The sequence below is a fragment of the bacterium genome (assembly GCA_040754625.1).
Taxonomy (GTDB): Bacteria; JACRDZ01; JAQUKH01; order JAQUKH01; family JAQUKH01; genus JAQUKH01.
Map to the genome: position 1 here is coordinate 1 of JBFMCF010000005.1, position 11,048 is coordinate 11,048.

At 39.2% G+C, this 11,048-nt stretch carries 12 protein-coding genes; 3 read left to right on the plus strand and 9 right to left on the minus strand.

The window, feature by feature from the left end; genetic code table 11:
- Positions 1–197: 197 nt before the first annotated feature.
- The 7 genes from AB1498_00310 to prfA all read right to left on the minus strand — a co-directional run bounded on the left by AB1498_00310 (position 198) and on the right by prfA (position 6,334).
- Entirely contained in the window at positions 198–362 is a 165-nt protein-coding gene (locus tag AB1498_00310; protein MEW6086743.1) for a hypothetical protein, read from the minus strand.
- Between the two features lie 76 nt (positions 363–438).
- Positions 439–720, minus strand: a complete 282-nt coding sequence (locus AB1498_00315; GenBank protein ID MEW6086744.1) for a metalloregulator ArsR/SmtB family transcription factor — start codon at positions 718–720, stop codon at positions 439–441.
- A gap of 115 nt (positions 721–835) precedes the next feature.
- Positions 836–1,759: a hypothetical protein gene (locus AB1498_00320; GenBank protein MEW6086745.1), complete on the minus strand. Its 924-nt coding sequence runs from the start codon at positions 1,757–1,759 to the stop codon at positions 836–838.
- Positions 1,756–3,060 (minus strand): histidinol dehydrogenase, encoded by a 1,305-nt coding sequence (gene hisD / locus AB1498_00325; protein ID MEW6086746.1) that lies wholly within the window; start codon positions 3,058–3,060, stop codon positions 1,756–1,758. The genes AB1498_00320 and hisD overlap by 4 nt, the downstream gene beginning before the upstream one ends.
- A gap of 17 nt (positions 3,061–3,077) precedes the next feature.
- A complete protein-coding gene (murA, locus tag AB1498_00330) occupies positions 3,078–4,346 on the minus strand; it encodes a UDP-N-acetylglucosamine 1-carboxyvinyltransferase (GenBank protein MEW6086747.1) in 1,269 nt (422 codons plus the stop codon).
- 33 nt (positions 4,347–4,379) lie between these two features.
- On the minus strand, positions 4,380–5,255 hold the full coding sequence (prmC, locus tag AB1498_00335; GenBank protein ID MEW6086748.1) for a peptide chain release factor N(5)-glutamine methyltransferase: 876 nt from the start codon (positions 5,253–5,255) through the stop codon (positions 4,380–4,382).
- Entirely contained in the window at positions 5,252–6,334 is a 1,083-nt protein-coding gene (prfA, locus tag AB1498_00340) for a peptide chain release factor 1 (protein MEW6086749.1), read from the minus strand. Before prfA ends, prmC begins: the two co-directional genes overlap by 4 nt.
- 105 nt (positions 6,335–6,439) lie before the next feature.
- Between prfA and bioC the strand changes: the two genes are divergently transcribed.
- On the plus strand, positions 6,440–7,231 hold the full coding sequence (gene bioC, locus AB1498_00345) for a malonyl-ACP O-methyltransferase BioC (protein ID MEW6086750.1): 792 nt from the start codon (positions 6,440–6,442) through the stop codon (positions 7,229–7,231).
- Positions 7,232–7,289: 58 nt separating this feature from the next.
- Here bioC and AB1498_00350 read toward each other — a convergent pair whose 3' ends face one another.
- Both AB1498_00350 and AB1498_00355 read right to left on the minus strand, forming a co-directional pair.
- The gene (locus tag AB1498_00350) at positions 7,290–8,186 is read right to left on the minus strand and encodes a hypothetical protein (GenBank protein ID MEW6086751.1); all 897 of its coding nucleotides are present in this window, start codon (positions 8,184–8,186) and stop codon (positions 7,290–7,292) included.
- Between the two features lie 105 nt (positions 8,187–8,291).
- Entirely contained in the window at positions 8,292–9,212 is a 921-nt protein-coding gene (locus AB1498_00355) for a CsgG/HfaB family protein (GenBank protein ID MEW6086752.1), read from the minus strand.
- A 168-nt stretch (positions 9,213–9,380) separates the two neighbouring features.
- Between AB1498_00355 and AB1498_00360 the strand changes: the two genes are divergently transcribed.
- Positions 9,381–9,689, plus strand: coding sequence for a DUF5752 family protein (locus AB1498_00360; protein MEW6086753.1), 309 nt, complete (start codon positions 9,381–9,383; stop codon positions 9,687–9,689).
- 3 nt (positions 9,690–9,692) lie between these two features.
- Positions 9,693–10,889 carry a class I SAM-dependent rRNA methyltransferase gene (locus tag AB1498_00365; GenBank protein MEW6086754.1) on the plus strand — a complete coding sequence of 399 codons (1,197 nt, stop codon included), beginning with the start codon at positions 9,693–9,695 and terminating at the stop codon, positions 10,887–10,889.
- Positions 10,890–11,048 lie beyond the last annotated feature (159 nt).

Below are 11,048 nucleotides of genomic sequence, written 5' to 3' on the forward strand. Positions count from 1 at the left end.
CGATAATGAAAAACATAAAACTTTCAGGCAAAAAGTTTTTCATTTTAGAGATTCTTTTTCTCATGATTCACTTATGGTTTTGCCAAATATTTTAAAATTGGCAGCTTAAATTTGCCAAACTCAAGTAAAATAATCCAGAAAAAGAGAGGGGGGAGTAAATACTACTCCCCCCTCTTTCCGGCGAAGCAAAACCCTGTTTAGCAGGAACAGAATTTCTTGAAAAAGTCCCCGCATGTTTTGCCGTCTTTACAGCAATTTTCGATAACCTCTTTGCATTTTGCTTTGAGTTCATCGCCGGTAATCTCAACCTGGTAACCGTTATCAACCTCTGTCACCTTGATATTACAGCATTCTTTTTTCATTCTCCTTCACCTCCTTTCATGGAATTTTTGATAAATATATTTATATATATCTATATATTAAGACAAAAAAATATAACTATTTACCATCTTCATTTTTAAACAAACCCATAAAATCCTGGCAGCACGACGAGATACAGCATTTATTTAATGAATAATACACTTCTTTACCCTCTTTTCTGTCTGTAACAATCTTTGCCTGTTTTAAAATATTCAGATGGTGCGATATTGACGGCTGTTTCATTTTGAAATGAGTGCATATCTCCGAAACACACATCTCCTTCCCGCACAAGAGCTTCATTATCTTTATTCTCGTCGGGTCCGATACCGCCTTAAAAAAACATCCGCAATCAAACTGCATTTTTATTTATCGAATCCTTCTTTGTTTTACTTACATATAGACATCTATCTATATGTTATACTTTTATTTTAGATTTGTCAAGTATTTTTTGAGACCGTCTCTCTTCTTATTTTAACTATTGTAACTTCAATATCGTAAGTTCAAGTGGTGTGTTTCCGGATCCATAACCGCCATATACTAAGAAGTCGATTGACTCACCAGCCTTCACGGACCTTTCAAAATTAAAAATACCCGCATCACTGCCTTGCCAGAGCCAGTCAGAACCATGGCGAATGCCTATTTTCATGATTCCAGTGTCTCCTCTAAAAAACTGGCCATTGAAATTATATACTCCGTCAGACGCTGCTGTCCAACGCAATACCGACGCTTCATTTGTACTACTGGGGTGCAATGAAAGTTGACCAACTGCAACGCCACATCGGGAACTGTCATCATCGATACGCCATATCATAGGTGTATAATCTTCATTTCTTGGTTCTCTATACCACTGGGGTGAAGAAATATTCATTTGAGAACCTGTGTAAAGATTGAACATGTTGAAATCTTTAGGCATCCATCCATATGACCAAACGCCATTTGGATTCCCATTTCTGATGCTGAAATCCAGTGTTGCGTTATATTGTAATCTTGAGCCAACGATAATTCTGTTATTTACAAGCATTATTTTATTTATATTTTCAGTATTAATTGAAACCTTCCCGAATATGGTCTCTAATTCTAAAGACGTCAAGTTTATTACCCCTGTCAATTTGTCTTTATTATATAGTTCCACAAATACTGTTTTTCCATCACTTTGAAATTTAATATTTGATATTTGTTCGACAGGGATATCAAATTTTGCATAGCTGGTTTGAAAAGGCAGAGAGGGTAAAGACAATATACCTATAATATAAGAATTATCGGTTAGTGTAACAGCCGCCCGAGTTATATTTTTTACTTCCTGCTCTTCGGCGAATATTTTATCCGGTTTTATAACGGATGACATAAATACCAAAAAAATTATTGCTAAATTAATTAGTATTACATTCTTGTCCCTCATGTTTTTCTCCTTGAAATTCTTATTTTTACCGAACTTGCATGTGCGGAAAGGCGTTCCACTTCAGCTATTTTAACAATTTCCGAACCGGCTTTTTCTAATAATTTTGTTGTGTATGACATATAATTTGTCCGTTTGATAAAATCATGGACACCAAGAGCACTTGAAAATCTTGCCGTTCCCGCGGTCGGAAGGACATGATTCGGCCCCGCCCAGTAATCTCCGACTGCCTCCGGCGTCCAGTTCCCAAGGAAAACCGCTCCCGCGTTTTTTATCCTTTTCAAGGCATCTGAAGGACTTCTGAGTATCAATTCAAGGTGTTCCGGCGCTTTTAAGTTCGCAAGCTCAATTGCCATATTTATATCATCAACAACAATCAGCATACCGTTTCCGGCAAGGCTTGCATCAATAATATCCCTGCGGGACAATTTTTCTTTTTGTGCTTTTATCTCTTTTTGCACCTTATCTGCCAGGGACAGTGAATTTGTAATCAATATCGAACTTGCGTCCTTGTCGTGTTCAGCCTGGGACAAAAGGTCAGCGGCAATGAATTCCGGATTTGCGGAACCATCAGCAATAACCAAAATTTCACTTGGACCTGCAAATGAATCAATCCCGACTTTACCAAAAACCATTTTTTTTGCCAATGCAACATAAATATTTCCCGGGCCCACAATTTTATCCACATTTGGAACAGTCTCGGTTCCGAACGCCATAGCCCCTATCGCCTGTGCGCCGCCAAGGCAATAAATCTCCCCTATCTCAAGAATGTCTGCCGCGGCTAAAATATAAGGATTAACCTCGCCTTTACTGTTCAGCGGCGTGCACAAAATAATCTTTTCGACACCCGCCACTTTGGCGGGAATAATATTCATCAATACAGTGGAACAAAGCGGGGCCCCGCCTCCCGGCACATAAACACCGGCTCTTTCTACCGGAATAATCTTCTGACCGACAAAACCGCCGTTTTTCTTTTTTTGCCATGGGAGAATTCTTTTCTTTTCCTCGCGGTGAAATTCTGTTATATTTTTAATCGCGTTTTTCAGGGTCGTGATAAAATCTTTTGGGACTTTTTTTCTGGCGAGTGAAATTTTTTCAGGATTTAATTTTATACAGGAGGCATTATACCCGGGAAAATCAAATTTTTTTGAATAAGAAACCAGCGCCTTATCCCCCTTTGCCTTTACATCGCTTAAAATTTCAGCAACAACCTTTTCTTCATTCTTAAAATCCTCTTCCCTCTGCCTGAAAATCCGGCAAATTCTTTCAAAATCCTTTGAATTTTTGATTTTATAAAGTTTCAAGTTACCATCCTCCTCATTTAATACAAATCCTCATCCTTCTCCCTTAGTATATCCGCACCTAACTTAGCAAACTTTTTCTCGATATTTTCGTATCCCCTGTCCAGATGATAAACTCTTTTTACTTCCGTCCTGCCGCGGGCAACCAATCCTGCTAAGATAAGCGCCGCGCTTGCGCGTAAATCCGAAGCCAAAACCGGCGCACCGCTTAAATACGGGACTCCTTCTATAAACGCCGTGTGCCCATCCACGATAATCTTCGCACCCATCCTGTTTAGCTCCGAAACATGGATAAACCGGTTTTCAAAAACTGTTTCGGTAATAATGCTCTTCCCGTCCGCGATGCTCATCAGGGCCATCATCTGCGCCTGCATATCAGTGGGAAAACCGGGATACGGCATGGTTTTTATGCTCACCGGTTTTACCTTATCGTCGACTTTAACCTCATAACCCTCTTTGTCTCTGATAATCTTAATACCCGCGTCTGAAAGTTTTTCCTCTAAAGCCTGATTATGTTCGGAAACCGCATTTTTTATTTTTATATTCCCCCTGGTTATCGCACCCGCAACCATAAAAGTCCCTGTCTCTATCCTGTCGGGAATTACTTTATAATTTACGGGACACAGTTCTTGGACACCTTTTACACGAATGACTTTTGTACCGCCGCCGGAAATTTCAGCACCCATGTGTGAAAGAAAATCTATCAAATCTTTAACCTCCGGTTCACATGCCGCATTTTCAATTACTGTCTCACCATCTGCCAAACATCCCGCAATAATAAGATTCTCAGTCGCTCCCACACTCGGAAAATCAAGATAAATCTTTGCACCTTGAAGTTTCGGACATTCGGCAATCACATAACCTTCGACCACATCGAGCTTTACACCCATTAATTCCAGACCTTTCAGATGAATATTCACAGGCCTTGCGCCGATTGCGCACCCGCCCGGCAAAGAAACCTTTGCCTTTCCGAGTCTTGCCAAAAGCGGAGCAATAACCAGAAACGACGCACGCATTGTTTTAACCAGATTGTAGGGCGCCAGATTGCTGTTTAATCCGTTCCCATCTATTTCGACCGAATTGGAATCAACAAAATCCGCTCTTGCACCAAGATTCCGGATCACCTCAAGGATTGTATCTATGTCTTTTAATCTCGGGACATTGGAAATTTGGGATTTGCCTTTGGATAATAATGCACTGACAATAATCGGCAGTGCCGCGTTTTTTGACCCGCTGATGAATACTTCACCTTCCAGTTTTCTGCCACCGTTAATAATAATTTTATCCATTCATTCCTTATCCGTTTAAGCCACTCAAACAATTTAAACTGTTTTTCTAACCGCTATCACTCTATCAAAACCGCTGTAATCCTTTATAACTTCCGGTTTGTCATACCCGCCATTATCTATCAGATTAAGAATTTTCTCCTTATGCTCAACCCCTATTTCCAATATCAAATACCCTCCGGGCTTTAAAAACTTTAGTGCGCCGTTTATAATACCCGGGTAAAATCTTAAGCCGTCTTCTCCTCCGTACAATGCTTTTTTTGGTTCATATCCGACATCAGGAGTTATCGAATCCATTTCAACGCGAGTCAAATAAGGCGGATTTGAAACAATGAAATCCATTTTCCCTTCTAAATTTTTGCCTTCAAACGGCAAAAACCAGCAGCCCTCGAAAAATACAATCCTGTTTTCCACGTTGTGTTTTTCGGCATTTTTTTTCGCGACTTTTAAAGCGTCACCTGATATATCTGTGGCAAAAACGAGGCCTTCATTTAAATGTTTCAACAGACTCACGGCTATATTGCCGCTTCCGGCCCCCAGATCAATTATCCACCATGGAAAATTTCTTTTGTCCCTTGCCAATTCCTGGACTTTCTCAACTAAAAATTCTGTTTCCGGCCTTGGGATTAAAACATTTTCATCGACAAAAAAATCCATCGACATAAACTCTTTTTTACCTAAAAGGTAAGCAATAGGTCTTAGTTTTTTTCTTTCAGCAAGTACAGACATCCACTTTGCGTATTTTTCGTCCAATATATCCGCTTCATCACGGATATGAAGTTTTTCACGCGAAACCTCAAGAATATGGCTTAAAAGAATCTCGGATTCCAGTTGATAATGCTTAATCCCCGCGTGCAACAAATATTCCGCCCCCTTTTTTAATTCCTCTTTTAAAATAATTTTTAAAATCACTTAATTTCCTCTCCCATTTTTTTTATTTGTTCATCCTGGTCATAGGAAATCAGAGAAGATATTAACTCATCCATGTCTCCTTCCATCACCGCCTGTAATTTATAAAGTGTTAACTTGATGCGATGATCCGTAAGCCTGTTTTGGGGGAAATTATAAGTCCTTATTTTTTCACTGCGGTCGCCGGTCCCTATTTGTGTCTTCCTTTCCTGTGAACGCGCCTGGTGCTGTTCTTCCACAAGTTTATCCATAAGCCTTGCCCGCAATATTTTCATCGCTTTTGCTTTATTTTTATGCTGGGACCTCTCATCCTGGCAGGAAATAACTATCCCCGTGGGAATATGAGTGAGACGGACAGCCGAATCTGTTGTATTAACATGCTGCCCGCCGGCGCCTCCTGAACGGCATATGTCAATTTTTAATTCTTCCGGTTTAATTTCAAGTTCCACTTCCTCAACCTCGGGAAGAATTGCAACCGTGACCGTGGACGTGTGGACCCTGCCGCTTCCCTCGGTCACTGGTACCCGCTGGACGCGGTGTGTCCCGCTTTCATATTTAAATTTACTGTAAACGCCTTTTCCTATAATGTTAAAAACAACTTCCTTTAAACCTCCTATCCCGATTGCGTTCCCGCTCAAAATTTCAATAGTCCATCCCTGCCGCTCGGCATAATGGGAATACATCCTGAAAAGCTCGCTCGCGAAAAGCGCCGATTCATCTCCGCCGGCACCGGCCCGGATTTCAACAATTACGTTTTTGTTATCATTCGGGTCTTTCGGGAGAAGCATGACCTTCAATTCATTGTCAATAGCGTCACTTTTTGTCTGGAGTTCCATGAGCTCGGCCTCTGCCAAAATAACCATGTCCCTGCCGGAATTTTTATCATGGATAATTTCTTTTGTGCCTTTTATTTCATCCCGGACTTTATTGAACTCATGGAGCTTAAAGATTAACGGTTCCAGTTCAGCCTGAGTTTTAGCGAGTTTCTGGAATTCAGCACGATTAGAAATAATCAAGGGATCGGACATCTTATGTGTTATTTCCTGGTATTTTTTTTCAATATCTTGAAGTTTCTCTAACATAATTTTGCTCTCTTTTCTTATTAATTTTTATTTGTCGCTATTGTTATAAACCTTAATTTCAGGTTTGTCAAGAGTATAAATAAGTTATATGATATAATATTTACTATGTTGACTTATAAAGAAAAAATAATCAGAAATTTTTCATGCGCGGCCTTAAATTATGACAGGGAAGCAGTAATACAGAATAAAATGGGCCGATTACTCTTTAAACAGCTTATATCAGAAAAACCAAAAGCAGATTCTATTCTTGATTTAGGTTCAGGAACCGGTTATCTTTTGGAAAAGGTTTCACGTGTCTATCCCGGAGCGAAATTATATGGACTTGACATTGCCCATGGGATGATTGAAACAGCCGCAAAAAGGTTTCAAAATAAAAGAAACGTTTTCATCATTGAAGGAGACATTGAAAATCTCCCCCTCGGGGAAAATTCATTTGACCTGGTTATTTCAAACGCAACACTCCAGTGGATTAAGGATTTGGATACCACGCTTAAAGATATAAATCGCGTATTAAAAAAAAACGGGGTCTTTTACGCGAATATCTTTGGTGAAAAAACTTTCCAGGAACTTAAGCTTTCTTTAAAATCCATAGGATTAGTTTACCCTTTTTCTTTCATCAGCAGGGAAAATCTGGCAGAAATTTTGACAAAAAATGGTTTTAAAGCAGAAATAAAAACAAAAATATTTTATAAATACTATCCTGATTTAATGACCTTTTTAAAAAAAGTAAAAGAAATCGGTGCAGGGAATATATTCCCCGTAAAAAACAACCTGGGACAAAGAAGTTTATTGCTGGATTTGGGGAAGGAATATGCCGGAAAATTTGCGGGTAAAAAAGGGTTAAAAGTCACCTATGAAATAACTATGTTTAAGGCAAAAAAGGCCGGTTATTGCTAACCGGCCTTTAAAATTTTATGCTTAACTCCTTAGAATGAGCGGTCGAAACATCCCAACCTTATTTTGTAAGCGTAAAAGTTCCTGTTGTGTTTAATATTCCAGTTGTCATTGTTGTAGTAGCACTGTAATATCCTGTTATCGTATTCCCGCTTATTGTCCCTGTAACCTGCACTGTGCTTGTCCACATACCGCCATAAATATCATAACCTGTTTCCGATAAAGTCAGATTTACGGTATTTCCGTTAACTGTTCCGGCTATTACTGTATAGTTTCCGGTAACATTTGTGATATATTGATGATTAATACCTGTCCCTGTAACAGCATTGTTTGTCTGGTTAAAAGTAAATTGAAGCGACCCGCTTGATAAATTTCCGGGAGGATTACTTGTATTATCTGAATATTGCCCCTGCCATGTTCCGCTTATATTGCTCATGGCTACCCCGCCTGTTGTTCCGCCTGTCGTTCCTGTATTAGTCTTTGTCACGCTGACCGACCAGGTACCATTAGCGTTAATCATCAATACAATCATCTCTCCGCCTGTATCACCCCCCATGCCGTTCCATGTCCCATTAATATCACCCTGTGTCCCACCGGTTCTTGTCCACATCATGGTATCACCTGAATTATCCATGAACGTCCAATTCATCTGTGTTGATGTTATCGAATTCACTTTAATTGTTTCGGTTGTGTTTGGGCCTTCATTGGGAGGAAAATTTGATGTTGTCGTTGTCAATGTAAGTATCTGTGTGCCGGCGTTATACGTATATGTTCCGTTTGCATTGTATGTCCCCGAAGTTGTCCCGCCGCCTGTTGTTCCGCCGGTTGTTCCGCCGGTTGTTCCAGTTTGTGTATTACTATCACTACTGCCGGTTCCCGGGATTTGACACCCGAATCCAATAAAAATTACTGCCAATAACAAACAGCTTAAACCTAACATTTTAACCTTATTTCTCATTTTATCCTCCCTAAATATTTATTAATCAGGCAATCCGCCCGATTAAATTTTACTATATTATTATACTAAAACATTTTTTTGCAGTCAATTTAAAAATATTATTTCCTATTTTTCTTCTTTTAAATAATCATCCTTTGTGACGCCGCTGGCGTCTGTTTCAGCAATAGAAAATTTTTTTTCAACTTTAATGATTTTAGCCGTTCCGATTTTCTTTTCTTCAGCGCCGAGAGAAATTCCGGTTTCGGGATCAATAAGGTCCTCAGATTTATGATAAATAGCTATCACCTTTCCCACTTTCTCACCCGATTCTTCTCCGGAATTAAGGTAAATCTGGTTGCCTTCAACTTTTATGATTCTCGCTGTCCATGGTTCGTTAAGTTCAGATTCAATAATCTCCTTTGCCGCCATATCAACTGCCTTCCTGACAGCTTTACCAATAACCGTCTCGTCAAATCCTTCTTTGCCGAAATCCACACTTGGAGCCACGTCTAAATCAATCGCAACCCCTGTGCTTTTTTCTTCTCCTTCACCTTTTACCGCTTTAAGTATTTCCGCTGTTGTAGTATTTATCATTCTAAGATCTAAAGCAACCACGGCTTTATTAGTCTTCGCATCCAACCCGCCGCCAAAAGAAAGCACCCGCCCAAGATTTCCCACACCCAGCTTACTTTCTTTTACTCCAAATTCCGTTATACTACCGGTAATTATATATGAAACACCCAGTATCTGCCCAATTTTCGCCGCAGTCTGAGGATTAACCGCCCCGCTTTGACCTATCGACTGCTCATTCATGACTTTTTCCATCTGTTCTCTTTCAATAACAAGAAATTTGTTGGATTTTACAAGCGCGGTTACAAGCATGTCTGCCATACCCTTGCCAGGATTATGCCAGCCGCTGTGCTGTCCCTCGGCCTTGTCTTCCAGGTCCATGACACAAATTTTCTTCTTTCCTGCGGCATATAACGGGTGTATAAAAAAAACTAAAGCAGTTAAAATCCCAATTGATTTAAAAATATATTTCCTCATTTTTTTCTCCCTATTAAAATCTTAAGTAAAATACCGGTAAATTATATCCAAGCTGTTCATTGCTGTCAACTTAATAAAAAATAAAAAAAATAAAAAAAAATTTGACATTTTAAAAACAAAGCATATAATATCTAAAATGAGGGTATTAATCTTGAAAAGGAGGAAAAAATGGAAAAATTTTTACAAGATGTGCCTGAACAAAATTATTTCTGGGTATTATCAGGACTAAAACTAAAAAACTTGATAGAACTGTCCGACGCATTGGATTCCATGACAGATGAAGTATTTAATTATCATGTGAATGAAAATAAGAATGACTTTGCGTGCTGGATAAAAGAGTGCATAAAAGATTTGGAACTTGCGGATACTTTATTTACAACCAAGTCAAAAAAAGACACTGTTAAAAAAGTCAGGGAACGTGTCATTCAAATACAGAAATCTAAAAAATCCGCTCCTATCCAGAAAAAGAAAAGGTAATCATTGGACAATATCTCCAGCGTCTGGCTGAAAAAAGACAGGGATAAACCCGCATTACTTAGGCACCATCCCTGGATTTTTTCAGGGGCTGTAAAAAAAATAGACAAAAACCCTTTACCTGGAGATATTGTCAGGGTAGTAGATTCCGAAGGCAGTTTTATTGCATGGGCATATTTTAATCCACAGTCGCAGATTTCTCTCCGTTTATTGGAATGGCAGGAAGAAATTGAAATTAATGAAACGTGGTGGTATAACCGCTTGTTTAATGCTATAAAATGCAGAAAGTCTCTTAAAGCTGACGGTTCAACATCCGCTTACCGTCTTGTCCACGCGGAATCCGACTTTCTTCCCGGTTTGATAGTCGATCTTTATGGTGATTTTATTGTGTTACAGGCATTAACCGCGGGTATCGATAAAGTAAAACCAATACTAATAAAACACCTGAAATCAATCCTTAATCCCAAAGGAATTTATGAGCGAAGCGACACAGAAACACGCAAATTAGAGGGACTTTCGCCGGTCCAGGGTGTTCTCTACGGGGAAACACCTGTTAACTTGATTGAAATCAGGGAGAACGGATTTAAATTTAAAATAGATATAATAAATGGACAAAAAACCGGTTTTTTTCTAGACCAGAGAGAAAATAGAAAAATAACGGCAAGCTATGTAAAAAAACTTAAATTATTGGATTGTTTCAGCTATACCGGAGCATTTTCAGTATACGCATTAAGCGAAGGTGCCGAATCTGTTGTATGCATCGATTCATCTTCAACCGCGCTTGAAATTGCAAGACAGAATTTCGAATTAAACGGTCTGGCTTTTAAACCGGAGTTGGTTTTGGGAAATACTTTCCAGATACTCAGGGACTACCGTAACGCCGGAATCCAGTTTGATATGATTATACTTGACCCGCCAAAACTATCGCCTACAAAAGCACTTAGAGAAAAGGCTTCCCAGGCATATAAAGACATCAATCTTATAGCTATGAAATTATTAAAAGAAGACGGGATACTGGCCACATTTTCCTGTTCAAGCGGAATAGACGCTGAATTTTTCAAGGAAATTTTATCATGGGCAAGCATAGACGCTCATAGAGAAATACAAATACTTAAAGAAATGCACCAGGCAGAAGACCATCCTGTGAGGTTATCATTCCCTGAATCAGGTTACTTAAAGGGATTTATCTTAAGAGTGTGTTAGAAGCCAGAGCACTAGTTTTATTTACTTAATTCACAGAACTTTGACACCTCGAAAATAAATTTCTTTATTTGATAAGTAATTAGCTGATTTCAGGCAGACGTAGGCACTACGTTTTCTTTTAGGGAAGAAATAATTTTGGGCGGGATTGCGCAGCCTGTT

Bases quoted from the DNA above. Each gene is read 5' to 3' on its own strand.
- AB1498_00310 (MEW6086743.1), bottom strand. From the start codon at position 362: ATGAAAAAAGAATGCTGTAATATCAAGGTGACAGAGGTTGATAACGGT.
- AB1498_00315 (MEW6086744.1), bottom strand. From the start codon at position 720: ATGCAGTTTGATTGCGGATGTTTTTTTAAGGCGGTATCGGACCCGACG.
- AB1498_00320 (MEW6086745.1), bottom strand. From the start codon at position 1,759: ATGAGGGACAAGAATGTAATACTAATTAATTTAGCAATAATTTTTTTG.
- murA (MEW6086747.1), bottom strand. From the start codon at position 4,346: ATGGATAAAATTATTATTAACGGTGGCAGAAAACTGGAAGGTGAAGTA.
- prfA (MEW6086749.1), bottom strand. From the start codon at position 6,334: ATGTTAGAGAAACTTCAAGATATTGAAAAAAAATACCAGGAAATAACA.
- bioC (MEW6086750.1), top strand. From the start codon at position 6,440: ATGTTGACTTATAAAGAAAAAATAATCAGAAATTTTTCATGCGCGGCC.
- AB1498_00350 (MEW6086751.1), bottom strand. From the start codon at position 8,186: ATGAGAAATAAGGTTAAAATGTTAGGTTTAAGCTGTTTGTTATTGGCA.
- AB1498_00355 (MEW6086752.1), bottom strand. From the start codon at position 9,212: ATGAGGAAATATATTTTTAAATCAATTGGGATTTTAACTGCTTTAGTT.
- AB1498_00360 (MEW6086753.1), top strand. From the start codon at position 9,381: ATGGAAAAATTTTTACAAGATGTGCCTGAACAAAATTATTTCTGGGTA.